The sequence below is a fragment of the Streptomyces sp. NPDC006372 genome, assembly GCF_040612515.1.
Taxonomy (GTDB): domain Bacteria; phylum Actinomycetota; class Actinomycetes; order Streptomycetales; family Streptomycetaceae; genus Streptomyces.
This window is the reverse complement of record NZ_JBEXQJ010000001.1, coordinates 791463-815472: the sequence shown is the minus strand read 5'-3', so window position 1 is coordinate 815472 and position 24010 is coordinate 791463. Positions and strand designations below refer to the sequence as shown.

The window sequence follows — 24010 nt, the reverse complement described above, 5'->3', positions numbered from 1 at the left end:
GAGTAGTCGACCCTTCCTGCCACCCTTCATCTCATCGACCACAGGAGGAACCCCGTGCCCCAGCTACTGCGCGTGCAGAACTTCAACGTCTCGAGCGACGGTTTCGGCGCCGGCGAGGGCCAGAGCCTGGAGCGGCCCTTCGGGCACGCCGACCCCGCGACGATGTTCGCGTGGGCCGGGGCCACGGCGAGCTGGCCCAACCGCACCGACCCGGGCGGGAGCCGCGGCCTCGACGACTACCTGGTGCGCGACTTCCACCACAACATCGGCGCCGAGATCATGGGCCGCAACAAATTCAGTCCCCAGCGCGGCCCCTGGCAGGACCACGAGTGGAAGGGCTGGTGGGGCGACGAACCCCCCTTCCACACGCCGGTGTTCGTCATGACCCACCACGAGCGTCCGTCGTTCACGCTCTCCGACACCACGTTCCACTTCGTCGGCGGCACCCCCGCCGAGATCCTGGAACGGGCACGGGAGGCGGCACAGGGCAAGGACGTCCGGCTCGGCGGCGGCGCCCACGTCATCCGGCAGTTCCTCGACGCCGACCTGGTCGACACGCTGCACGTGGCGGTCTCGCCGGGGGTGAAGCTCGGGTCCGGTTCACGGCTCTGGGAGTCGCCCGAGGACCTGCTCGACCGCTTCCACCGCGACGTGGTGCCGAGCCCGAGCGGGGTGACGCACCACCTGTTCTGGAGGAAGTGAGCCGGTCGATCAATCGGTGGTGAGCTGGTCCGCCCAGACGTAGCTCTCGGGCAGCAGGTCGGTGATCAGGACGGTACGGGCGCGGTCGCCCGTACCGACGATGACCTCGATGCCCGGGAAGTAGTCCAGCAGGACCTGCCGGCAGCGGCCGCACGGCGGGACGACGCCTCGGCCCCGGTCGCCCACGGCCACGATCGTGTCCAGTTCGTACGCGCCCTGGGCGGCCGCCGCACCGATGAGGGCCAGTTCGGCGCAGGGCCCTCCCGTGAAGTGGTAGACGTTCACCGCGGTGACGATCCGGCCGTCCCGGACCCGGGCCGCGGCCGCCACGGTGTGCTGGTCACCCCGGCACCGGGTCTCGGCCACGTGCGTGGCGGCCTGGACGAGTTCGTGGTCGACGGGATGGTGCCGCGCGGTCATCGTCTCCGCTCCGCTCTTGCCGGGGTGTCAGCCGTGGTCGGTCCGGCCGGCTGTTGTTCTCTGAGCTCCCCGTGCAGGCGGGCGACCACCGCGCACACCAGGGGCATGACCACCGGGGGCAGCAGAAGCAGGGCCACGGCGGTCGGCAGGATCTTCACCAGCACGCCCGTGATCCACACGTTGCCGCCGCTGAGCCACAGCATGCCGAGCCCGGCGTAGTGCGCCAGGGGAGCCGCCGCGTACCGGGCGAGCCAGAAGACGAGCACGGCGCCCGCCGTGACCAGCGTGCCCACGCCGAGCGTGCGCCACCGTGCGCGGCGGGTCAGCACCCAGGAGCGGTACAACGCAACGAACGGGGAACGGCGCTCCAGCACCGACTCGGCGGTGGCCCCCGAGAGGCGGAAGTACAGCAGCGGGCCGAGACACCCGATGGCGATCGGCAGCACCCACCCCACCAGCGTGTACTGCGGGGACGCGGTCTCACCGATCGGCGTGGGCTCGACACCGGGCACCTCGCTGCCCTCGACGAGGGACCACCACACCAGGGCCGCGAGCTCCACGGCGCCCACGGCGAGCCCGGTCAGCGCGTTGACCGCGAGGGCGGCGTGAACACGCGGGCGGCTGCGCCGCCACAGCTCGCGGGTGGTCAGCGGTCCGTCGTCGTGCCTGGCGTGGGAATCGGCGACGGCGTACGCGGTGTGCAGGACGGAGACGACGAGGAGGGCCAGGACGAACTGCAGCACCATCACCACGGCACCGACCCGCACCAACGGGTCCAGGCCGCCGTCGGCGTAGGCCACGTAGGAGTCCTCGTTGGCGATGTTGCGGTCCGCGTAGTCCCGGACGGCCCCGAAGGCGTCCCAGGTCGCCGCGAATCCCCAGGCCAGGATCGCGCAGCCGAGCACGGCCGTCGGGGCGGACACGACGAGAGTGAAGCCGTACAGCGCTCGGCGGTGGCGCCGCAGGACGCCCAGCGCCTCCGACATGATCACTGGCTGCGCGGGTCGTCGCGCTCGACGACCCGAAAGCGCTCGGCGACGACGAGAGTGTCGTCGTCGATGACGGGGGTGCGACCCAGGAACTCGCTCACGCCGTCGCTCCGGAAGAACTCCTCGTGCGCTGTCCGCCACTGTGCCACGTCGGCGTAGCCGCGCCCCTCGGCTCGCGCGAAGTCGTCGTCGATCTCCCGCAGGGGAACGACCCGCACGTCGACGAGCTCGATCGTGACGGCCGGCCGACCCTCGGAATCGAGCACCGCGAACCGCTGACCGGTTCGCGGCACGGCCTCTCCGGCGTGCTCGTAGATCTCCAGCAGACCCGTGAGCGCGGTCTTCCGGCCGTTCAGGATCGCCGCGACGCCACGATCGCGTTCCGGGCCGGGAAAGGCGAGTTCGAGAGTCGGAAGGTCGTCATGTCCCACCGGGAGAGGGTACGAAGACCGCTCGCGTTGATCAATGGCCGTCCGCCCGCTCGCCTTCCTGGGCCGCAGCTTCCCGCATCCCCGTCAGAAAGCTTTTGATCGCGGCCAGTTCGCGTTCGTCGTACTCGCGCAACAGACCCACTGCCCGGTCGATCAGCGGGCCGAAGTGCCGGCGGCCGAGGGCGATCGCGCGCTCGTCCACCTCGATGGTGACCTTGCGACGGTCCCGCTCGCTCCGCACCCGCCGCACATGCCCGGCCCGCTCCAGCCGGTCGACCAACGCAGTGGTCCCCGCCGAGTTCAGCCCGAGCGCCGCACCGAGTTGCCCGGCGCTGGTGTCCTTCCCCGCGCGGTAGGCGTCCATCAGGACGATCAGCGCCCGCACGTCGGTGGGATGCATGCCGTTGCGCTGGGCGAACCGGCCGCTGTGCCGCCCCAGGTCGACGACCACCGCGCGCAGCAGATGGACGATCTCCATCTCGGGCCCCTGCCCGGCCCCTTCGTACTCCTGGTCGGACACGGGGCGCCTCCCCTAGCATCTCGCTCAACAAGTATCTTGCTGGCCGAGATAATAGAGGTCCTGGTTCATGAGCGCTCGCGGTACGTACGACATGGACGGCTTCCTCGCCGCCTACGACAGGGTCATGGCCAAGTGGCCGACCACGCGGGAGACCGCGACCGTGCCCACGCCCTTCGGCGCGACGCACGTCAACATCTGCGGCCCGGCCGACGGGCCCCCGCTCCTCCTGCTGCCGGGCGGCGGAAGCCCCACCTCCGCGTCCTGGTACCGGCAGGCCGCCGAACTGTCCCATGTCCACCGGCTGTACGCCGTCGACCTGATCGGCGCCCCGGGCCGCAGCACCCCGGCCCCCGGCCGCCACCCCCGCACCACGGCCGACCTGGTGACCTGGCTGGACGCGCTCCTCAAGGGCCTCGACCTCGCGGAGACCGACCTGGGCGGGCACTCCTACGGTGCCTGGATCGCGCTGCAGTACGCCCTGCGCGCGCCCCACCGGGTGCGCCGGCTGGTCCTCCTGGACCCGACCCAGTGCTTCACCAAACTCAAGCCGGCGTACGGGCTGCACGCCGTGCGGATGCTGATGCGGCCCACGCCCCGCCGGGTCCGGGTCTTCCTGGAATGGGAAACCCGGGGTGCACCCCTCGACCCCGACTGGCACGCCCTCCAGGAGGCAGCCGCCGGCTTCCCCGCCGTGCGGCCGGTGGTGGGGCCAGTCCCGAAGCCGGGCGCGCTGGGCGCCCTGGACCTGCCGGTCCTGGTACTCGTCGCCGAACGCAGCCGGACCCATGACCCCGCCAAGGTGGCCGCCCGCGCCGGGAAACTGCTGCCCCACGCCACGACGGCCACCCTGCCCAACGTCTCCCACCACGCCCTGCCGCACGCCGCCCCGCCCGAAGCGAGCCGCCGCATCAGCGACTTTCTGCTCTGAGCCGTCTCCCTCTGCTCTCCGCCACCCGCACGACGTCCCGCAACGACTCGGTGAGCCGCAGGGCCAAGTAGTGCAACTCCGCACTCGTCACCCGTCGTACCGCGAGGAGTTCGGCGGAATGACCCAGCAGTTCGGCCGCCATGCCGAGCTGCAGGTCCTCGATGTCGTCGGCGAGGCGTGAGACGTATCCCGTCCCGTCGCCCACGAGGTAACACGGTTTGCCCTCGGGACTGCTCCAGGGCAGAAGACGCCCGGCCGTCGCGGGGGAGTGCCGTTCGTCGGTCATGCCCACACCTCCTTCTCACCTGCGGTGACTGCGTTCTGTGCTGAATCACTCACAGAGTGGGGTCGGCGCTGGCTACGCTGCCAGGGGCTGGAGCTTGACATCGCGCCTGTCAGGAAGAGGAGTTGGCCGCATGGACGAACGCCGCGCGCTTCGAACACCCCGCCAGAAGTACGGGGAGGAGCTTCGCCTCCGGCGGACGGCTGGCTGGAGGATCTGGAGAACAAGTACGACCCCCGCTTCGCTGCCGCCGCCGAACTGGAGCGTCATGCAACGCTGATCCAGCAGTTCGCGCTCGCACTGGTTCCCGGACTGCTTCAGACACCTGATTACGCGCGGGCTGTGTTCGCCGCCTACCGCCTCAACCGCACGGACCAGGAACTGGACAGGCACGTTGTCATACGAACAGAGCGTGCCCGGATCCTCGACGGGCCGTCCGCTCCGGTGGTCTGGACGCTTCTCGACGAGGCCGTGCTGCGACGCTGCGTGGGTGGCCCGCAGGTCATGGCCGAACAGCTGCACAAGATCGCGGACTTGGCCGAGGCACGACGAATCCGGCTGCACGTCCTCCCCTACCGCGTCGGTGCGCACGCGCTCATGGAGAGCCTGCTGACACTGATGAGCTTCGAGGACTCCGCCCCGGTGGCATACGTCGACGCGTTCGAGACCGGACGCCTGATGGATGATCCGCCGCTGGTGAGCGCCTGCCAGACCGCTTACGCTCTGGCCCTGAGCGACGCGTTGTCCCAGCAGGAGTCACTGGCCCTCGTCAGGTCGGCAGCGGAGGAACACACGCATGATCAGCAGTGAGCACACTGGGTGGTTCAAATCCAGCTACAGCGGCGGCAGTCAAGCAGAGTGCCTCGAAGTCGCTCACGGCCACCCCCTCGTCCCCGTCCGCGACAGCAAGACCAAGGGCGGCCCGACCCTGGCGTTCTCCACAAGCGGCTGGGCCCTATTCGTGGCCGCCGTCAAGGAAGGCCACATCAAGGGCTGACCGGAGTGTCGTACCCCACCGGATCACGTACGCCAACGAGGAGATCGGCTACACCGTCGCCCGGGTGGACACCGGCAGAGGTGCCGGCGATCTGCTCACGGTCGTCGGCGCGCTGCTCGGCGCTCTGGCCCTGAGCGACGCGTTGTCGCAGCAGGAGTCACTGGCCCTCGTCAGAGCGGCGGCGGAGGAACACGCGCATGGCCACCACTGAAAGCGGCATCACCGGCTGGCACAAGTCCAGCTACAGCGGCGGCGACCAAGGCGAGTGCCTCGAAGTCGCTCACGGCCACTTCCTCGTCCCCGTCCGCGACAGCAAAACCCCCGGCTGTCCGACCCTGGCGTTCTCCACGAGCGGCTGGGCCGTATTCGTGACCGCGATCAAGGAAGGCCACATCAAGGGCTGACCGCACTGTCGTACCCCACCGGTACCGTCGGATCATGCCCAACCAGACGGGGAACCCCACCGCCGAGGAGCCGCGGCGGCTCGCCGTTCTCGAAGGTGTCCTGGAGCGGATCACGTACGCCAACGAGGAGAACGGCTACACGGTCGCCCGGGTGGACACCGGCAGAGGCGGGGGCGACCTGCTCACGGTCGTCGGGGCGCTGCTCGGCGCGCAGGTGGGGGAGTCGCTGCGCATGGAGGGCCGCTGGGGGTCCCACCCCCAGTACGGCAAGCAGTTCCACGTGGAGAACTACACGACGGTGCTCCCGGCCACCGTCCAGGGCATCCGCCGCTACCTCGGCTCCGGCCTGGTCAAGGGCATCGGCCCGGTCTTCGCCGACCGCGTCACCCAGCACTTCGGCCTGGACACGCTGCGGATCATCGAGGAGGAGCCCAAGCGGCTCATCGAGGTCCCCGGCCTCGGCCCCAAGCGGACGAAGAAGATCGCCGACGCCTGGGAGGAACAGAAGGCCATCAAGGAGGTCATGCTCTTCCTCCAGACGGTCGAGGTGTCCACGTCCATCGCGGTCCGCATCTACAAGAAGTACGGCGACGCCTCCATCTCCGTCGTGAAGAACCAGCCCTACCGGCTCGCCGCCGACGTCTGGGGCATCGGCTTCCTCACCGCCGACAAGATCGCCCAGAGCGTGGGCATCCCGCACGACAGCCCCGAGCGGGTCAAGGCCGGCCTCCAGTACGCGCTGTCGCAGTCCACCGACCAGGGCCACTGCTTCCTCCCCGAGGAGCAGCTGATCAAGGACGCGGTGAAGCTCCTCCAGGTCGACACCGGCCTGGTCATCGAGTGCCTCGCCGAGCTGGCCGAGCCGCCGGAGGACGGCGAGGAACCCGGCGTCGTACGGGAGAAGGTCCCGGGCCCGGACGGCGGGGAGCCCGTCACCGCGATCTACCTCGTCCCCTTCCACCGCGCCGAACTCTCCCTCTCCGCCCAGCTGCTGCGCCTCCTGCGCACCGGGGAGGACCGGATGCCGGGCTTCGGGACGGTGGCCTGGGACAAGGCCCTCGGCTGGCTGAGAACGCGCACGGGCGCCGACCTCGCCCCCGAGCAGGAGGCCGCCGTCAAGCTCGCCCTGACCGAGAAGGTCGCCGTGCTCACCGGCGGTCCCGGCTGCGGCAAGTCCTTCACGGTCCGCTCGATCGTGGAGCTGGCCCGCGCCAAGAAGGCCAAGGTCGTGCTCGCCGCCCCGACTGGCCGGGCCGCCAAGCGGCTGTCCGAACTCACCGGCGCCGAGGCCTCCACCGTGCACCGCCTGCTGGAGCTGAAGCCCGGCGGCGACGCGGCCTACGACCGGGACCACCCGCTGGACGCCGACCTGGTGGTGGTCGACGAGGCCTCCATGCTGGATCTGCTCCTCGCCAACAAGCTGGTCAAGGCGGTGCCGCCGGGCGCCCACCTGCTCTTCGTCGGTGACGTGGACCAGCTGCCCAGCGTGGGCGCGGGCGAAGTCCTGCGCGACCTCCTGGCCGACGGCAGCCCCGTCCCGGCCGTGCGGCTCACCCGGGTCTTCCGGCAGGCCCAGCAGTCCGGTGTGGTGACGAACGCGCACCGGATCAACGCCGGCCGGCACCCGGTCACCGACGGCATGACGGACTTCTTCCTGTTCGTCGAGGACGACACCGAGGCGGCCGGGCGGCTCACCGTGGACGTGGCCGCCCGTCGCGTTCCGGCCAAGTTCGGACTCGACCCCCGCCGGGACGTGCAGGTCCTCGCCCCCATGCACCGGGGCCCGGCGGGCGCGGGCACCCTCAACGGCCTGCTGCAACAGGCCGTCACCCCGGGGCGTCCCGACGTGCCCGAGAAGAGATTCGGCGGACGGGTTTTCCGGGTCGGCGACAAGGTCACCCAGATTCGCAACAATTACGAGAAGGGCAAGAACGGTGTCTTCAACGGCACCGTCGGCGTGGTCACCTCGCTCGACCCGGTCGACCAGCGCCTGACGGTGCTGACGGACGAGGACGAGGAGGTTCCGTACGAGTTCGACGAGCTCGACGAGCTGGCTCACGCGTACGCCGTGACCATCCACCGGTCCCAGGGCAGCGAGTACCCGGCGGTCGTCATCCCGGTCACCACGGGCGCCTGGATGATGCTCCAGCGGAACCTGCTGTACACGGCCGTCACCCGGGCCAAACAGCTGGTCGTTCTCGTCGGTTCGCGCAAGGCGATCGGCCAGGCGGTGCGCACGGTGTCGGCAGGCCGGCGGTGCACGGCACTCGACTTCCGGCTCGACGCACAGAAAAATGATCGATCAAATGAGTCGTGAAGGTCACAAGGCACTTCCAGATGGGGAACACAGGGGGCAGGATGAGCAAGTTGGCGGCACTCAGTGCCGCCGATAGGCCCGATGGTCGACCCCGAGTGCACTCTCCTGAGCCGAGTGGGGGATGGTAGAGACAGTCAGGGCACCTCGAAGATGAGGCACAACGTCGGTGAGGGAAGACGTGAGCGACAACTCTGTAGTACTGCGGTACGACGGCAACGAGTACACCTACCCGGTGATCGACAGCACCGTCGGTGACAAGGGCTTCGACATCGGCAAGCTCCGCGCCCAGACCGGTCTGGTGACGCTGGACAGCGGTTACGGCAACACCGCCGCCTACAAATCCGGCGTCACCTATCTGGACGGCGAAGCGGGCATCCTGCGGTACCGCGGCTACCCGATCGAGCAGCTGGCCGAGCGCTCCACCTTCCTGGAGGTCGCCTACCTGCTGATCAACGGCGAGCTGCCGACCGTCGACGAGCTCTCGACGTTCAAGAACGACATCACGCAGCACACCCTGCTGCACGAGGACGTCAAGAACTTCTACAAGGGCTTCCCGCGCGATGCCCACCCGATGGCCATGCTGTCCTCGGTCGTGTCGGCGCTGTCCACCTTCTACCAGGACAGCCACAACCCGTTCGACGAGCGTCAGCGCAACCTCTCCACGATCCGTCTGCTCGCCAAGCTCCCGACGATCGCGGCGTACGCGTACAAGAAGTCGATCGGCCACCCGTTCGTCTACCCGCGCAACGACCTCGGCTACGTCGAGAACTTCCTCCGCATGACCTTCTCGGTCCCCGCGCAGGAGTTCGAGCTCGACCCGATCGTGGTCTCCGCGCTCGACAAGCTGCTGATCCTGCACGCGGACCACGAGCAGAACTGTTCGACCTCCACGGTCCGCCTGGTCGGCTCCTCGCAGGCGAACATGTTCGCCTCGATCTCGGCCGGCATCAACGCGCTGTGGGGCCCGCTGCACGGCGGCGCCAACCAGTCCGTGCTGGAGATGCTGGAGGGCATCCGCGACAGCGGCGGCGACGTCGACACCTTCATCCGCAAGGTGAAGAACAAGGAGGACGGCGTCCGCCTGATGGGCTTCGGCCACCGGGTCTACAAGAACTTCGACCCGCGCGCCAAGATCATCAAGGCCGCCGCGCACGACGTGCTGTCCGCCCTCGGCAAGTCCGACGAGCTGCTGGACATCGCGCTGAAGCTGGAGGAGCACGCGCTCTCCGACGACTACTTCGTCTCGCGCAGCCTCTACCCGAACGTCGACTTCTACACCGGCCTGATCTACCGGGCCATGGGCTTCCCGACCGAGATGTTCACGGTCCTGTTCGCCCTCGGCCGGCTGCCGGGCTGGATCGCCCAGTGGCACGAGATGATCAAGGAGCCGGGTTCCCGCATCGGCCGCCCGCGCCAGATCTACACGGGCGTGGTCGAGCGCGACTTCGTGCCCGTCGAGGAGCGCTGAGGCGCCGTACCGCTCGAGCCCTCGTATCCGGCTTCCGGGTGCGGGGGCTCTCGCGTTCCTGGCTGCACAGAAGCCGCAGAGAAAAAGAAGGCGCCCCGAGCGTCGGTCCCCCCACGGGCCGACGGCCAGGGCGCCTTCCCAGTCCCGGTACGGATTCCCCCCACGGGATCCGGCCGGGCGTCTGTGAGGACAGCGCCTGAATCGCTGTGAGCACAACGAGCAAAACCCGCCGTACTTCGGTTGTGTGCGGTCTGCCGGGACAGCGCACGACCGGGAGGGCCGCTCAAAGCTTCCCGGTGTACGTGTCCCGGCAACGCATCTCCGGAGGAGTCCCCCAAGACACCTCCAGATGCCAGGTATCGCCCCCCAAGACGCTGCCCGGCATCGTCAACTTAGACCTTCGAACCCCTTCGATGGTTACGTTCACATCACTGTGATCTGCGTCTCTTGCTTATGTCCGCTAGATGCACAAGAGCCCGGATATGCCGACCGGGACTCAAGCGTAAGGATGATGCGCGCGCCTTGTGAAGAGCTTATGTGAGCCGGGCCCGGGACTCCAGAGGGGCTCATATCAGGTTCGCCGTGAACTTAGGCCGAATTCGGGGGACTTCACCGGAATGTCCGCAGTCGCAGACTGTTCGTGACGACGAAGACCGACGAGAACGCCATCGCGGCTCCGGCGATCATGGGATTCAGCAGGCCCGCGGCGGCCAGGGGCAGCGCGGCCACGTTGTAGCCGAAGGCCCACACCAGGTTGCCCTTGATCGTGCCCAGCGTCCGCCGGGACAGCCGGATCGCGTCGGCGGCCACCCGCAGGTCACCGCGGACCAGCGTCAGATCGCCCGCCTCGATCGCGGCGTCCGTGCCGGTGCCCATGGCCAGGCCCAGGTCGGCGGTGGCCAGCGCGGCGGCGTCGTTGACGCCGTCGCCCACCATGGCGACGACCCGCCCCTCGGCCTGCAACGTCCGTACGGCGTCGACCTTGTCCTCGGGCAGGACCTCCGCCACCACCCGGTCGATCCCCACGGCCGTGGCCACCGCCTTTGCCACCGCCCGGTTGTCCCCGGTCAGCAGTACCGGCGTGAGCCCCAGGGCGCGCAGTTCGCGCACCGCCTCGGCGCTGGTCTCCCTGACCGCGTCGGCCACGGCCAGGACGGCCCGCGCGCTCCCGTCCCAGCCGGCCAGGACGGCCGTACGCCCGGCCCGCTCGGCCTCGTCACGCGCCCGGGCCAGCTCCGGCGGTACCTCGCCGAAGAGCCGCCCCACGGCGACCTCACGGCCCTCCACGCGCCCACGAACGCCCCGCCCGGGGACGTTCTCGAAGTCCTCGACGTCCGGGAGCTGTCCGGCCCTCTCCTCCGCGCCCACGGCGATCGCGCGCGCCACGGGGTGCTCGGAGGCGTGTTCGACGGCGCCCGCGAGCCGCAGCACCTGCTTCTCGTCCGCGCCCTCGGCCACGTACACCTCCTGGAGGGTCATCCGGCCCGTGGTGACCGTGCCGGTCTTGTCCAGGACGACCGTGTCGATCCGGCGCGTGGACTCCAGGACCTCCGGGCCCTTGATGAGGATGCCGAGCTGGGCACCGCGGCCCGTGCCGACCATCAGCGCGGTCGGCGTGGCCAGGCCCAGCGCGCAGGGGCAGGCGATGATCAGGACGGCGACGCCCGCGGTGAACGCGGTGACGGCGTCCCCGGTCAGCCTGAGCCACACCCCGGCCGTGGCGACGGCGATCAGCAGGACCACCGGAACGAAGATCCCGGCGACCCGGTCGGCCAGCCGCTGCACCTGGGCCTTGCCGTTCTGCGCGTCCTCCACCAGCTTCGCCATCCGCGCGAGCTGCGTGTCGGCGCCGACCCGGGTGGCCTCGACGACCAGCCGGCCGCCCGCGTTGACCGTCGCGCCGGTGACCGTGTCCCCGGCGGTCACGTCCACCGGCACCGACTCTCCGGTCAGCATCGAGGCGTCCACCGCCGAGACCCCTTCGACGACCGTGCCGTCGGTGGCGATCTTCTCTCCGGGGCGTACGACGAACCGGTCGCCGACGGCCAGTCGCTGGGCCGGGATCCGCACCTCACGGCCGTCGCGGAGCACGGCCACGTCCTTGGCGCCCAGCTCCATCAGCGCCTTGAGGGCCGCTCCCGCGCGGCGCTTGGAACGGGCCTCCAGGTAGCGGCCCAGCAGGATGAACGCGGTGACGCCGGAGGCGACTTCCAGGTAGATCGAGGAGGCGCCGTCGCCGCGTGTGACCGTGAGCTCGAAGGGGTGCCGCATGCCCGGCAGGCCGGCGTCGCCGAGGAACAGCGCCCAGAGGGACCAGCCGAACGCGGCCAGCGTGCCGAGGGAGACCAGTGTGTCCATGGTGGCGGCGCCGTGCCGCGCGTTCGTCCAGGCCGCCCGGTGGAACGGCAGCCCGCCCCAGACGGCGACGGGTGCGGCGAGCGTGAGCGAGAGCCACTGCCAGTTGTCGAACTGGAGGGCGGGGACCATCGCCAGCAGGACGACGGGGACGGCGAGGGCGGCCGAGACGAGGAGGCGCCGGCGGAGTGCCGACAGCTCCGGGTCGTCGTCGGCGGTGGGCTCCTCCTCGGGTGCGGGCGCGGGTTCCTGCGCGGTGTACCCGGTCTTCACCACGGTCGCGATCAGGTCGGCGACCTCGGTGCCGGCGGGGTAGGCGATCCTGGCCTTCTCCGTCGCGTAGTTCACCGTGGCGGTGACGCCGTCCATGCGGTTGAGCTTCTTCTCGACGCGGGCCGCGCAGGACGCGCAGGTCATCCCGCCGATGAGCAGCTCGACCTCGGCGAGCGCGGGCTCGCCGTCCGCCGGAGCCTTGGCGGTGGTGCTGGTCATGTGCGTACTCCAGTCCGTGCTCCGGGAGGTGGGCGCGCCCGGGAAGCGGAACGGGCCGTACGGGCCGGTGCGGCGTCGTACGGCCCGTACGTCGGTACGAGTGCCAGGTCTGGCGGGTCTCAGGCCCGGGCTTCCGGGGTTATCGGCCGGCTCAGGTCTCGCCCGTCGGTCGACTCAGGCCTCGTCCGTCAGTCGGCTCAGGCCCTGCCCGTCAGTTCGAAGCCGGCCTCGTCGACGGCGGCGCGGACGGCCTCCTCGTCGAGCGGGGCCGCGGAGACGACGGTGACCTCGCCGGTCGAGGCGACGGCCGTCACCGAATCGACGCCCGGGATCTGGGAGATCTCGCCGGAGACGGCGCCCTCGCAGTGTCCGCAGCTCATGCCGCTCACCTTGTAGACGGCGGTGACGGATCCCGTGGTGTCGGTCTGGGCGGTCATGTCGTTACTCCTCGGGGAGACATGTGGGGCGGTGGGGACCCATGAGGGCCCCACACCTCCCTACTGTACCCCCAGGGGGTATCACCTCACGACGTCCCCCGCCAGTGGTCTCAAGTACCGCAGGAGCACGTCCTTCAGCTCCTGGACGTACGCCTCCCGCTCGGCTCCCTCGTGGATCATGATCAGTTCCAGGCCTGCCTTGTAGATGCCGACGCACATCCGGGCGGTGCGGGTGATCGTCGCGGCGGGGGTGCCGGGTGCGAACGGGGCGAGGATCGTCTCGACCCGTGCGACCAGTGTGGTGTGCAGCGCCTCGTGCTCCTCGGCGATCCGCCCCGGGATGTCGGGACCGTGCATCAGGACGAAGAAGGCCGGGTAGCGGCAGCTGAACTCGATGAAGCGGTCCACGGTCCCGGCGATCACGTCTTCGAGCGGGGTGGTCGCGGGGTCGATCGGAGTGAGGGCCTCGTCGTAGGACTCCCGCATCTCGTGCAGGAGCCGGCTGCCCAACTCGATCGCGATCGCTTCCTTGTTCGGGAAGAACTGGTACAGCGTCCCCGGCGAGACGCCCGCCTCACGGGCGATGGCGTTGGTGCTGGCGGCCGTGTAGCCGGTGGTGGAGAAGACCGTGGCGGCGGCTTCGAGCAGCTGGGCGATGCGGCGCTCGCCGCGGGCCTGACGGCGGCGCGGCCGCTCCTCGGCCGCTGCCGTCGTCTCGGCGGTCTCGGCGGTCTCGGCGGTCTCGGCCGTCTCGGCCGGCTCCGTCGGATTCTCGGACTTCTCGGGCACCCGTCATCCCCAGGTCTCGGAACGCGATTGACAAACGCGAGTCCTCGCTCGCATTCTTGAGTGGCAAGAATGCGAGCGATCTCTCGTGTTTGCCAGTCTATGGCAGCCCCGTGCTGTCAGGCTGCGCCTGGACGCGGGTCACGGTGAAGGGGACACCGCACGATGACCGAAGTCAACACACCTCCGCGCGTCGGAGGCTGGACCCGTTTCGTGACCGCACGGCCCAGGCTGTCGCTGCTGGTGGCGCTGGCGATCACCGCGCTCGCGGTGCTGGCCGGCAGCGGCGTCGCCGACCGGCTCGGCGCCGGCGGCTGGGAGGATCCGGCCGCCGAGTCCACCCACGCGACCAAGGCCCTGGAGCGCGAGTTCCCCGGCTCCCAGCCCAACCTGCTGCTCCTGGTCGACGCGGGCGACGCCTCGGTCGACGATCCGGCCGTCGCCGCCGAGGCCGGGCGGCTCGCGGAGCGGCTGGCCGGTGAGCAGGGCGTTACCGGCGTCGGCTCCTACTGGCAGTCCCGCACCCCGGCCCTGCGCGCCGAGGACGGACACCAGGCGCTGATAGCCGCCCACATCACGGGCGAGGAGAAGACCGCGAGCGAGACCCTGGAGCGCATCGCGCCCCACTACCGCGGCGCGCACGGCCCGGTCGAGGTCAACGTCGGCGGCCCGGTCGCCGTGCGGCACGAGATGCAGACGATCATCCAGGAGGACCTGACCCGGGCGGAGCTCATCGCCCTTCCGCTGACGCTCGTGCTGCTGGTGATGGTCTTCGGCAGCGCCGTGGCCGCCCTGCTGCCGCTCGGCATCGGCATCGTCGCGATCCTCGGGACCAACGCGATCCTGCGGGGCCTCACGGAACTCACCGACGTGTCGGTGTTCGCCATCAACCTCACCACGGCCCTCGGCCTCGGCCTCGCCATCGACTACGCGCTGTTCATCGTCCGCCGCTTCCGCGAGGAACTCTCCACCGGCGCCGAGCCCTCGACCGCCATCGGCACGACCCTGCGCACGGCGGGCCGCACCGTGCTGTTCTCCGCCCTCACGGTCGCGGTCTCCCTCGCGGCGATGCTGGTCTTCCCGCAGTACTTCCTGCGGTCCTTCGCCTACGCCGGGATCGCCGTCGTACTGCTGGCCGCGGCGGCCGCGCTGATTCTGCTCCCGGCGGCGCTGACGCTGCTGGGGCACCGGGTCAACTCCCTGGACCTGCGCCGGGTGTTCCGGCGCGGGCACCGGCCGGAGCCCGCCGAGGAGGAAGGCAGGACCTGGGCGCGCACGGCGGCGCTCGTCATGCGCCGCGCCCCGTTCTTCGCCCTCGGCACCACGGCCGTGCTCGTCCTGCTCGGACTGCCCTTCCTGGGAGTGAAGTTCGGCACCGCGGACGACCGTCAGCTGCCCTCGACCTCCGAGTCCCACGTCGTGCAGCAGCACATCAGGGAGGGCTTCCCGGGCAGCCCCGGCGGCGGCCTCGAAGTGCTCGCGGAGGGCCGTGCGACCGAGGCGCAGTACGGCGCCTACAAGGAGCGGATCGCCGGACTGCCCGATGTGGCCCGGGTCGACGGGCCGCTGGTGAAGGGCGACTCGGCGTACTTCACGGTGCTGCCGAAGGGCGAGGCGGTCGACGACCGGGCCCAGCGCCTGGTCGGCGAACTGCGCGAGGCCGAGGCCCCCTTCGACACCGAGGTGACCGGCACGGCGGCCGTCCTGGTCGACTCCAAGGACGCCATAGGGGAACGCCTGCCGCTCGCGGCCGTCTTCATCACCATCGTCACCCTGCTCCTGGTCTTCCTCCTCACCGGCAGTGTGCTGATCCCGATCCAGGCGGTGGTGCTCAACGCGCTCAGTCTGACGGCCATGTTCGGCGCGGTCGTCTGGGTCTTCCAGGACGGCCACCTCTCCGGCCTGCTCGGCTTCACCAGCCCCGGCTCCATAGAGACGACCCTCCCGGTCCTGATGTTCTGCGTGGCCTTCGGCCTGTCCATGGACTACGGCGTGTTCCTGCTCTCCCGCATCAAGGAGGAGTACGACCACACCGGCGACCACGACCAGGCCGTGCGCCACGGGCTCCGGCGCACCGGCGGGCTGATCACGGCGGCAGCGGTCATCCTGGCCGTGGTCATGGTCGCGATAGGCACCTCCCGGGTCACCAACACCAAGATGCTGGGCCTGGGCGTCGCCCTGGCGGTCCTGATGGACGCGATGATCGTCCGCAGCCTCCTGGTCCCCGCGGTCATGCGCCTCACGGGCCGTGCCACGTGGTGGGCGCCCGGCCCCTTGCGCCGCTTCCACGAGCGCTTCGGCCTGAGCGAGACCGATCCGGAACCGGCGAGGGACGCGGAACCCGCCCGGGACAAGGCCGGGGCCCGCGGCTGAGGGTCCCACCACCGGGCCTCGCCGCCTCGCCGGCCGGCGGTCCGCGCCAGGGGGCTAGCGTGCCCACGTAGGGCGACCGACCGGGGCGCGAGGACAGCCGGCGACCTCGGATGCGAACGGAAGGCGGGTAGGTCATGCGGGCCGTGGTGTTCGAGCGGTACGGGGAGCCGGCCGAGGTGCGGGACGTGGCGGATCCCGGGCCCGCGGAGCACGGGGTCGTCGTCCGGGTGGAGGCCACGGGGCTGTGCCGCAGCGACTGGCACGGCTGGCAGGGCCACGATCCGGACATCACACTGCCGCACGTGCCGGGCCATGAACTCGCCGGAGTCGTCGAGGCGGTGGGCGGGCGGGTGACCCGATGGCGGCCCGGCGACCGGGTCACCGTGCCGTTCATCTGCGCCTGCGGCACCTGCCCGTCCTGCGCGGCGGGCGACCACCAGGTGTGCGAGCGCCAGACCCAGCCCGGCTTCACGCACTGGGGCTCCTTCGCCCAGTACGTGGCGCTGGACCACGCCGACGTCAACCTCGTGGCCGTCCCCGAGGAGTTGTCCGCGGCGACGGCGGCCTCGCTGGGCTGCCGGTTCGCCACGGCGTACCGGGCGGTGGTGCAGCAGGGCCGGGTCGCGGCGGGGGAGTGGGTGGCCGTGCACGGCTGCGGAGGGGTCGGACTCTCGGCGGTGATGATCGCGGCGGCGTCCGGCGCGCGGGTCGTGGCCGTCGACCTGTCGGCCCGGGCCCTGGACCTGGCGCGGGAGTTCGGGGCGGCGCAGTGTCTGGACGCGGCGTCCGTGCCGGACTCCGCGGCAGCGGTCCGTGACCTCACCGGCGGTGGCGCCCATCTCTCCCTCGACGCCCTGGGCTCTCCCGCCACCTGCGCCGCCTCCGTGAACGGACTGCGCCGCCGCGGCCGGCACGTCCAGGTCGGCCTGCTGCCCTCACCGGCCGGCACGACCCCCGTGCCGATGGCCCGGGCGATCGCCCTGGAGCTCGAACTCCTCGGCAGCCACGGCATGGCCGCCCACTCCTACCCGCGGATGATGGAACTGGTCCGCAGCGGAGTACTGCGCCCCGACCTCCTGGTGACGTCCACGATCCCGCTGGACGGGGCCCCGGCCGCCCTGGCGGCGATGGGGACGGCACCGGGAGCGGGCGTGACGGTCATCGCCCCCTGGAGCTGACGCCGCAGCGGGGCCGGGAGGAGAGAGTGCGGGTCAGTCGTCTCTGCGGTGGCGGTTCCCGGGCCTGGAGGCCACCCACGCCCGGACCGTGTCGGCGTACCAGTAGGGCTTGCCGCCCTCGACGTGGTCGGGGTCGGGCAGCAGGCCGTGCTTGCGGTAGGACCGCACGGTGTCCGGCTGCACCCGGATGTGTGCCGCGATCTCCTTGTAGGACCAGAGCCTTCGGTCGGTCATAGCGTGCACCTCCCCGCGCGCACCACGGCGGCGACCGGGACGGCCGTCAGGGGGAGCCGGGCGCTGCGCTGGCGATCAACAAGCCTGTGCCCGGTCAACGACACCCGGTGAAACAGGAAAGGGCCTGTGCACCAGGTGTGACGGAAGACCAGCGGAGCTGGGACACCCGTGACAGGAAGGAGGTGTTTGTGACACGGCCGGAGCAAATGCCCCGCCGCACCTCGCCGATGTCCCCGCGCGAGCCTGCCGCCTGGAGAGGCGGACCGACTCGTAGGGCCCAAGACTCGGAAGAGGAGGACACGACAGAAGGGACACGGACCAGCCTCGGACCGAAAGCGCTGTCATGATGTGGTCCGAATGTCCGGACAAAACATTGACAGGGCTTCGGAAAGGGGGCTACAAAGCCGGGGAGAGCCGACACCGAGGGGAAGCCGATGGCGTACGACCTGATCACCATGGGGCGGATCGGAGTGGACCTGTATCCGCTCCAGACGGGCGTCCCGCTGCCGCAGGTCACGTCCTTCGGCAAGTTCCTCGGCGGTTCGGCGAGCAACGTCGCGGTCGCCGCGGCCCGCCTGGGACGGCACACCGCGGTGATCACCCGCACCGGCGACGACCCCTTCGGCACCTACCTCCACGAGGCCCTGCGGGGCTTCGGCGTGGACGACCGCTGGGTCACCCCGGTGCCCGGCCTGCCCACCCCGGTCACCTTCTGCGAGGTCTTCCCGCCGGACGACTTCCCGCTGTACTTCTACCGGCGGCCCAAGGCTCCCGACCTGGAGATCGACGCCGACGAACTCGACCTCGACGCCCTCCGCGAGGCCCGGGTCTTCTGGGTCACGGGCACCGGCCTGAGCGAGGAACCGAGCCGTACGGCGACCCTCGCCGCCCTCACCCACCGCGCCAAGTCCGGCACGACGGTCTTCGACCTCGACTGGCGCCCCATGTTCTGGACCGACCCCGACGCGGCCCGCCCCTTCTACACGGAGGCCCTGCGCCACACCACCGTCGCCGTCGGCAACCTCGACGAGGTGGAGGTCGCCACCGGCGTGCGCGAACCCCACGCCGCTGCCCGCGCCCTGCTCGACGCGGGCGTCGAACTCGCCGTCGTCAAGCAGGGACCCAAGGGCGTCCTGGCCGTGAACCGCGAGGGCGAGACCGCCGAGGTCCCGCCGCTGCCGGTGAACGTCCTCAACGGCCTCGGTGCCGGTGACGCCTTCGGCGGCTCCCTCGTCCACGGTCTGCTCTCCGGCTGGGCCCTGGAGAAGACCATGCGGCACGCCAACGCCGCGGGTGCCATCGTCGCCTCCCGCCTGGAGTGCTCCTCCGCGATGCCCACGCCCGACGAGGTGGAGGCGGCCGTCACCGCGGGGGCCGTCAAGTGACCGTCGACGTCTCCGAACTCGTCCGCCTGCGCAGCCACCGCCCCGAGGCGATCGCCGAGGCCGCCGCCCGCCGCACCCGCAGGCCCCTGCTGAACGCGAGCGGCCGCCTGATGATCGTCGCCGCCGACCACCCGGCCCGCGGCGCCCTCGGCGTCGGCGGCCACGGCATGGCCATGGCCAACCGGGCCGGCCTCCTCGAACGTCTCTGCCTGGCCCTGTCCCGCCCCGGCGTGGACGGTGTCCTCGCGACCGCCGACATCCTCGACGACCTGCTCCTGCTCGGCGCCCTCGACGGCAAGGTCGTCCTGGGTTCGATGAACCGCGGCGGCCTCCAGGGCGCCCGCTTCGAACTCGACGACCGCTTCACCGGCCACCGCCCCGAGGACATCGAGCGCCTCGGCTTCGACGCCGGCAAGCTGCTCCTGCGCATCGACTACGACGACCCGGGCTCGCTCACCACGATGGAGTCCACCGCCCGCGCGATCGACGACATGGCCGCGCGCCGGCTCCCCGTCTTCGTCGAGCCGTTCCTCAGCCGCCGCACCCCCGAGGGCAAGGTCAGGAACGACCTCTCCGCCGAGGCCGTGACCAAGTCCATCGCCATCGCCTCGGGCCTCGGCGGCAGTTCCGCCTACACCTGGCTCAAGGTGCCCGTCACCGACAACCCCGACGACATGGCCGAGGTCATGGCCGCCTCCACGCTCCCCGCCGTCCTGCTCGGCGGGGAGGTCGGAGACGACCAGGACGGGGCGTACGAGAAGTGGCGCGGCGCCCTCCAACTGCCCACCGTGCGGGGGCTGGTGGTCGGCCGTTCGCTGCTGTACCCGGCGGACGGCGATGTGGCCGCCGCCGTGGACACCGCCGTAGGACTGCTGTGAGGGCCGCCTCATGACCGGTGTGCGCACAGAAGACCAAGGGTTCCGTCCCCCGGGCAGGCCCCGGGCCCAGATCGCCTCCGGCGCGGGAGGCCGCTTTGCTTTGGCAGGAGCGAAGAGCGAGCGACAACTCCCCGCCCGCTACGGCCCCGCGCCGGAGGTCCCCCACACGAGGTGTACGCGGCCTCACCGTGTGAACGTTCGCGGTGGCCGTTGCGTATCCGTGTCCACCCAGAGGGAGGGATACCGATGACCTCGACGACGAGGCTGACGGTCGCACAGGCGCTCGTGCGCTTCCTGTCGGCCCAGTACACCGAACGCGACGGCGTACGCCGTCGGCTCATCGGCGCCACCTGGGGCATTTTCGGCCACGGCAACGTCGCCGGCATCGGCCAGGCGCTCCTGGAGCACACCGAGGAGATGCCGTACCACCAGGGCCGCAACGAACAGGCCATGGTGCACGCGGCGGTGGGCTACGCCCGGCAGTCGGGCCGCCTCTCCACCCACGCGGTCACGACGTCCATCGGCCCGGGCGCCACCAACCTCGTCACCGGCGCCGCCCTCGCGACCATCAACCACCTGCCGGTGCTCCTCCTGCCCGGCGACGTCTTCGCTACCCGCCCCGCCGACCCGGTCCTCCAGCAGCTCGAAGTGCCCTACGCGGGCGACGTGTCGGTCAACGACTGTCTGCGCCCGGTGTCGAAGTACTTCGACCGGATCACCCGGCCGGAGGCCCTGATCCCGTCGGCGCTCAACGCGATGCGCGTCCTCACCGACCCCGTCGAGACCGGCGCCGTCACCCTCGCCCTGCCCCAGGACGTGCAGGCCGAGGCGTACGACTGGCCCGAGGAGTTCTTCGCCGAGCGTGTCTGGACCGTACGGCGTCCCGGTGCCGACCCGACGGAACTCGCCGAGGCGGTGCGGATCATCCGCTCGGCGGCGAGGCCCCTGGTCCTCGCGGGCGGCGGCGTCCACCACAGCCGCGCCGAGGAGGCGCTCGCCGAGTTCGCCGAGACCACCGGCATCCCGGTCGCCTCCACCCAGGCCGGCAAGGGCTCCCTCCGCCACGACCACCCCCAGGACGTCGGCGGAGTCGGCCACACCGGCACGGCCACAGCCGCCGAACTGGCCCGTACCGCCGACCTGGTGATCGGGGTCGGCACCCGCTACACCGACTTCACCACCGCCTCCGGCACGCTCTTCGCCGGTGAGGACGTCCGGTTCCTCAACCTCAACATCGCCGCCTTCGACGGTCACAAGCTCGCCGGGCAGCCCCTCGTCGCGGACGCCCGCAGTGGTCTGACCGAACTCACCGACGCCCTCCGGCTGCACGCGTACCGGGTCGCCGGCTCCTACGCCACCGAGTACACCGAGGACAAGGAGCGCTGGGAGCAGCGCGTCGACGCCTGCTACGAGGTGGACGAACCGGACACCCGGCCGACCCAGCCGCAGGTCCTCGGCGCCCTCGACGCCCTCGTCGACGAGTCGGACATCCTGATCAACGCGGCCGGCTCCCTCCCCGGTGACCTGCACAAACTGTGGCGGACCCGGTCCCGCGACCAGTACCACCTGGAGTACGGCTACTCCTGCATGGGCTACGAGATACCCGCCGCCATCGGCGTGAAGATGGCGGCCCCGGACCGGCCGGTGTGGGCGCTGGTCGGCGACGGCACGTACCTGATGATGCCGACGGAGCTCGTGACGGCCGTGCAGGAGGGCGTCGCGATCAAGGTCCTGATCATCCAGAACCACGGCTACGCGTCCATCGGCGGGCTCTCCGAGTCGGTGGGCGGCGAGCGGTTCGGCACCGCGTACCGCTTCCCGGCGGAGGACGGCACGTACACCGGCCCGCCGCTGCCGGTGGACCTCGCCGCCAACGCGGCCAGCCTCGGCATGCGCGTGCTGCGCGCGAAGACCGTACGGGACCTCCAGGCGGCGCTCGCCGAGGCCCGGGCCGCCGACACTCCCACATGTGTCTACGTGGAGACCCAAACGGCAGACACAGTGTCGGGCGCGCCTCCCGCGCAGGCCTGGTGGGATGTACCCGTGGCCGAGACCGCGACACGGCCGTCCGCGGTCAAGGCACGTGAGCTGTACGAACGGCACGTCTCCACCCGACGCCGCCATCTGTGAAGGAGTTCCCGGCCATGACGAAGATCGTCAACCACTGGATCGGCGGCAAGACCGTCGAAGGCGCCTCGGGCACGCACGGGCCGGTGACCGATCCGGCGACCGGCGCGGTGACGACGAAGGTCGCCTTCGCCTCGGTCGACGAGGTGGACGCGGCGGTCGCCGCCGCCAAGGAGGCCTTCGCCACCTGGGGCCAGTCCTCGCTGGCCCAGCGGACCTCGATCCTGTTCAAGTTCCGGGCACTGCTCGACGCCCACCGCGACGAGATCGCCGAGCTGATCACCGCCGAGCACGGCAAGGTGCACTCCGACGCGCTCGGCGAGGTCGCGCGCGGCCTGGAGATCGTCGACCTGGCCTGCGGTATCAGCGTCCAGCTGAAGGGCGAGCTGTCCACGCAGGTCGCGAGCCGCGTCGACGTGTCGTCGATCCGCCAGCCGCTCGGCGTGGTCGCGGGCATCACCCCGTTCAACTTCCCGGCGATGGTGCCGATGTGGATGTTCCCCATCGCCATCGCGTGCGGCAACACGTTCGTGCTGAAGCCGTCCGAGAAGGACCCGTCGGCATCCATCAAGATCGCCGAGTTGCTCGCCGAGGCGGGCCTGCCGGACGGTGTCTTCAACGTCGTCCACGGCGACAAGGTGGCCGTCGACCGCCTGCTGGAGCACCCGGACGTCAAGGCCGTCTCCTTCGTCGGCTCGACCCCGATCGCCCGCTACATCCACACCACGGCCTCCGCGAACGGCAAGCGCGTCCAGGCCCTCGGCGGCGCCAAGAACCACATGCTGGTCCTCCCGGACGCCGACCTCGACGCGGCCGCCGACGCCGCCGTGTCCGCCGCCTACGGCTCGGCGGGCGAGCGCTGCATGGCGATCTCGGCGGTCGTCGCGGTCGGTGCGATCGGCGACGAACTGGTGGAGAAGATCCGCGAGCGCGCCGAGAAGATCAAGATCGGCCCCGGCAACGACCCGGCCTCCGAGATGGGCCCGCTCATCACGAAGGTCCACCGCGACAAGGTCGCCTCCTACGTCGAGGGCGCGGCGGCCGAGGGCGCCGAGGTGGTCCTGGACGGCACCGGCCACACGGTCGACGGTTTCGAGGACGGCCACTGGATCGGCATCTCGCTGCTCGACAAGGTGCCCACCTCGGCCAAGGCCTACCAGGACGAGATCTTCGGCCCGGTGCTGTGCGTGCTGCGCACGGAGACCTACGAGGAGGCCCTGGACCTGATCAACGCCTCGCCGTTCGGCAACGGCACCGCGATCTTCACCCGGGACGGCGGCGCGGCCCGCCGCTTCCAGCTGGAGGTCGAGGCCGGCATGGTCGGCGTGAACGTCCCGATCCCGGTCCCCGTCGGCTACCACTCCTTCGGCGGCTGGAAGGACTCGCTCTTCGGCGACCACCACATCTACGGCAACGACGGCACGCACTTCTACACCCGCGGCAAGGTCGTCACCACCCGCTGGCCGGACCCGGCCGACGCCCCGGCGGGCGTGGACCTGGGCTTCCCGCGCAACCACTGACCGGTACCGGCCACTCCTTCGCCGGGCGAGCCGTCGATCACGGAGACTGTGGGCATGCACACACCGATGCACCCCACGGAAACCCCGACGACTCTGGGCGAGCAGCTCCTGCTCCTCTCCCTGGACGACGAGTCCGGCGCGGCGAAGGAGTCGGCCAAGGTGGCGCCGGCGATCTCCGCCGCCCTCCTGGTGGAGTTGGCGCTGGCCGGCCGGATCGATGTGACCGACGACAAGGTGACCGTCGTCGACGCCACGCCGCTGGGCGATCCCGCCCCCGACACGGCACTCGCCGACATCGCCGCCAGGGACGAGCCGGGAAGCACCAAGGACTGGATCACCCGGCTGAAGACGGACGCGACGGCGTGGGCGAACCGGGGCCTGATCGAGAAGGGTCTGGTCCGGGAGGAGAAGAAGAAGGTGCTCGGCCTCTTCCCCGTGCGCCGCTACCCGGAGGCCGACGGCTCGGTGGAGGCGGCGGTACGGCAGCGGCTCGACGCGGTCGTCCTTCGAGGAGCGGCGCCGGACGAGCGTACGGCGTCGCTGGTGGCCCTGCTGCACGGAGCGAAACTGCACCGACTGGCCTTCCCGGACGCCGACGCGCGCCAGGTCCGGGCGGCCATGGAGTCGATCTCCCACGGCCAGTGGTCCACGGCGGTGGTGCGTCAGGTGGTGCAGGCGGCGGAGGAGGCGCTGGCGTTGATCGTCGCCGTGACGGCGACGACGACGATCGTCGCCGGCAGCTGACGACAGCCGGGCCGGTCCGCGGGCCTGGAGGGCGGCCTGTCG

At 70.9% G+C, this 24010-nt stretch carries 24 protein-coding genes and 1 pseudogene; 16 read left to right on the top strand and 9 right to left on the bottom strand.

What is annotated here, in order from left to right; all coding sequences use genetic code 11:
• Positions 1–54 precede the first annotated feature (54 nt).
• The gene (locus tag ABZ016_RS03625) at positions 55–702 is read left to right on the top strand and encodes a dihydrofolate reductase family protein (protein WP_356914873.1); all 648 of its coding nucleotides are present in this window, start codon (positions 55–57) and stop codon (positions 700–702) included.
• A gap of 9 nt (positions 703–711) precedes the next feature.
• On the opposite strand, the gene ABZ016_RS03620 is transcribed toward ABZ016_RS03625, so the two are convergent.
• From ABZ016_RS03620 to ABZ016_RS03605, 4 genes are read right to left on the bottom strand one after another with little or no spacing between them, the layout of a single operon-like run.
• Positions 712–1122, bottom strand: coding sequence for a cytidine deaminase (locus ABZ016_RS03620; protein ID WP_356914872.1), 411 nt, complete (start codon positions 1120–1122; stop codon positions 712–714).
• Positions 1119–2108, bottom strand: coding sequence for a hypothetical protein (locus ABZ016_RS03615; RefSeq protein WP_356914871.1), 990 nt, complete (start codon positions 2106–2108; stop codon positions 1119–1121). Before ABZ016_RS03615 ends, ABZ016_RS03620 begins: the two co-directional genes overlap by 4 nt.
• A gap of 2 nt (positions 2109–2110) precedes the next feature.
• Complete coding sequence (locus tag ABZ016_RS03610) at positions 2111–2542, bottom strand: ASCH domain-containing protein (RefSeq protein ID WP_356914870.1); 432 nt, start codon at positions 2540–2542, stop codon at positions 2111–2113.
• Between the two features lie 31 nt (positions 2543–2573).
• Positions 2574–3020, bottom strand: a complete 447-nt coding sequence (locus ABZ016_RS03605; RefSeq protein WP_356915048.1) for a MarR family transcriptional regulator — start codon at positions 3018–3020, stop codon at positions 2574–2576.
• 109 nt (positions 3021–3129) lie between these two features.
• Between ABZ016_RS03605 and ABZ016_RS03600 the strand changes: the two genes are divergently transcribed.
• Positions 3130–3990 (top strand): alpha/beta fold hydrolase, encoded by an 861-nt coding sequence (locus tag ABZ016_RS03600; protein ID WP_356914869.1) that lies wholly within the window; start codon positions 3130–3132, stop codon positions 3988–3990.
• Here ABZ016_RS03600 and ABZ016_RS03595 read toward each other — a convergent pair.
• Positions 3971–4276, bottom strand: a complete 306-nt coding sequence (locus ABZ016_RS03595) for a hypothetical protein (RefSeq protein ID WP_356914868.1) — start codon at positions 4274–4276, stop codon at positions 3971–3973. The two genes, ABZ016_RS03600 and ABZ016_RS03595, sit on opposite strands and share 20 nt — an antisense overlap.
• A gap of 24 nt (positions 4277–4300) precedes the next feature.
• Between ABZ016_RS03595 and ABZ016_RS03590 the strand changes: the two genes are divergently transcribed.
• From ABZ016_RS03590 to ABZ016_RS03565, 6 genes are all read left to right on the top strand, one after another.
• Positions 4301–5083: a DUF5753 domain-containing protein gene (locus ABZ016_RS03590; protein WP_356914867.1), complete on the top strand. Its 783-nt coding sequence runs from the start codon at positions 4301–4303 to the stop codon at positions 5081–5083.
• Positions 5070–5270: a DUF397 domain-containing protein gene (locus tag ABZ016_RS03585; protein ID WP_356914866.1), complete on the top strand. Its 201-nt coding sequence runs from the start codon at positions 5070–5072 to the stop codon at positions 5268–5270. The genes ABZ016_RS03590 and ABZ016_RS03585 overlap by 14 nt, the downstream gene beginning before the upstream one ends.
• Positions 5271–5334: 64 nt before the next feature.
• Positions 5335–5481 (top strand): hypothetical protein, encoded by a 147-nt coding sequence (locus tag ABZ016_RS03580; RefSeq protein ID WP_356914865.1) that lies wholly within the window; start codon positions 5335–5337, stop codon positions 5479–5481.
• Positions 5468–5674, top strand: coding sequence for a DUF397 domain-containing protein (locus ABZ016_RS03575; RefSeq protein ID WP_356914864.1), 207 nt, complete (start codon positions 5468–5470; stop codon positions 5672–5674). The genes ABZ016_RS03580 and ABZ016_RS03575 overlap by 14 nt, the downstream gene beginning before the upstream one ends.
• Before the next feature lie 34 nt (positions 5675–5708).
• Positions 5709–7991: an ATP-dependent RecD-like DNA helicase gene (locus ABZ016_RS03570; RefSeq protein ID WP_356914863.1), complete on the top strand. Its 2283-nt coding sequence runs from the start codon at positions 5709–5711 to the stop codon at positions 7989–7991.
• Between the two features lie 178 nt (positions 7992–8169).
• On the top strand, positions 8170–9459 hold the full coding sequence (locus ABZ016_RS03565) for a citrate synthase (RefSeq protein WP_356914862.1): 1290 nt from the start codon (positions 8170–8172) through the stop codon (positions 9457–9459).
• Positions 9460–10068: 609 nt separating this feature from the next.
• Here ABZ016_RS03565 and ABZ016_RS03560 read toward each other — a convergent pair.
• The 3 genes from ABZ016_RS03560 to ABZ016_RS03550 form a co-directional block, all read right to left on the bottom strand.
• The gene (locus ABZ016_RS03560) at positions 10069–12306 is read right to left on the bottom strand and encodes a heavy metal translocating P-type ATPase (RefSeq protein WP_356914861.1); all 2238 of its coding nucleotides are present in this window, start codon (positions 12304–12306) and stop codon (positions 10069–10071) included.
• Between the two features lie 197 nt (positions 12307–12503).
• On the bottom strand, positions 12504–12743 hold the full coding sequence (locus ABZ016_RS03555) for a heavy-metal-associated domain-containing protein (protein ID WP_356914860.1): 240 nt from the start codon (positions 12741–12743) through the stop codon (positions 12504–12506).
• An 81-nt stretch (positions 12744–12824) separates the two neighbouring features.
• Positions 12825–13400: a TetR/AcrR family transcriptional regulator gene (locus tag ABZ016_RS03550; RefSeq protein ID WP_356915047.1), complete on the bottom strand. Its 576-nt coding sequence runs from the start codon at positions 13398–13400 to the stop codon at positions 12825–12827.
• Between the two features lie 294 nt (positions 13401–13694).
• Between ABZ016_RS03550 and ABZ016_RS03545 the strand changes: the two genes are divergently transcribed.
• Positions 13695–15902 (top strand): MMPL family transporter, encoded by a 2208-nt coding sequence (locus tag ABZ016_RS03545; RefSeq protein WP_356914859.1) that lies wholly within the window; start codon positions 13695–13697, stop codon positions 15900–15902.
• Positions 15903–16036: 134 nt separating this feature from the next.
• Positions 16037–17080 carry a zinc-dependent alcohol dehydrogenase family protein gene (locus ABZ016_RS03540; RefSeq protein ID WP_356914858.1) on the top strand — a complete coding sequence of 348 codons (1044 nt, stop codon included), beginning with the start codon at positions 16037–16039 and terminating at the stop codon, positions 17078–17080.
• A gap of 33 nt (positions 17081–17113) precedes the next feature.
• Here ABZ016_RS03540 and ABZ016_RS03535 read toward each other — a convergent pair whose 3' ends face one another.
• Positions 17114–17314: a MerR family transcriptional regulator gene (locus ABZ016_RS03535; protein WP_356914857.1), complete on the bottom strand. Its 201-nt coding sequence runs from the start codon at positions 17312–17314 to the stop codon at positions 17114–17116.
• Positions 17315–17748: 434 nt separating this feature from the next.
• Here ABZ016_RS03535 and iolC point away from each other — a divergent pair, with 434 nt between their 5' ends.
• The 6 genes and pseudogenes from iolC (at position 17749) to ABZ016_RS03505 (ending at position 23968) form a co-directional block, all read left to right on the top strand.
• The gene (gene iolC, locus ABZ016_RS03530) at positions 17749–18699 is read left to right on the top strand and encodes a 5-dehydro-2-deoxygluconokinase (RefSeq protein WP_356914856.1); all 951 of its coding nucleotides are present in this window, start codon (positions 17749–17751) and stop codon (positions 18697–18699) included.
• Positions 18696–19577, top strand: coding sequence for a deoxyribose-phosphate aldolase (locus ABZ016_RS03525; protein WP_356914855.1), 882 nt, complete (start codon positions 18696–18698; stop codon positions 19575–19577). The genes iolC and ABZ016_RS03525 overlap by 4 nt, the downstream gene beginning before the upstream one ends.
• 61 nt (positions 19578–19638) lie before the next feature.
• Positions 19639–19740: pseudogene (locus ABZ016_RS03520) on the top strand (5-deoxy-glucuronate isomerase); the annotation flags it as partial.
• Positions 19741–19823: 83 nt separating this feature from the next.
• Positions 19824–21707, top strand: coding sequence for a 3D-(3,5/4)-trihydroxycyclohexane-1,2-dione acylhydrolase (decyclizing) (gene iolD, locus ABZ016_RS03515; RefSeq protein WP_356914854.1), 1884 nt, complete (start codon positions 19824–19826; stop codon positions 21705–21707).
• Between the two features lie 14 nt (positions 21708–21721).
• Positions 21722–23224, top strand: coding sequence for a CoA-acylating methylmalonate-semialdehyde dehydrogenase (mmsA, locus tag ABZ016_RS03510; RefSeq protein ID WP_356914853.1), 1503 nt, complete (start codon positions 21722–21724; stop codon positions 23222–23224).
• A gap of 54 nt (positions 23225–23278) precedes the next feature.
• Positions 23279–23968, top strand: a complete 690-nt coding sequence (locus tag ABZ016_RS03505) for a GPP34 family phosphoprotein (protein WP_356914852.1) — start codon at positions 23279–23281, stop codon at positions 23966–23968.
• The last annotated feature ends 42 nt before the right edge of the window (positions 23969–24010 follow it).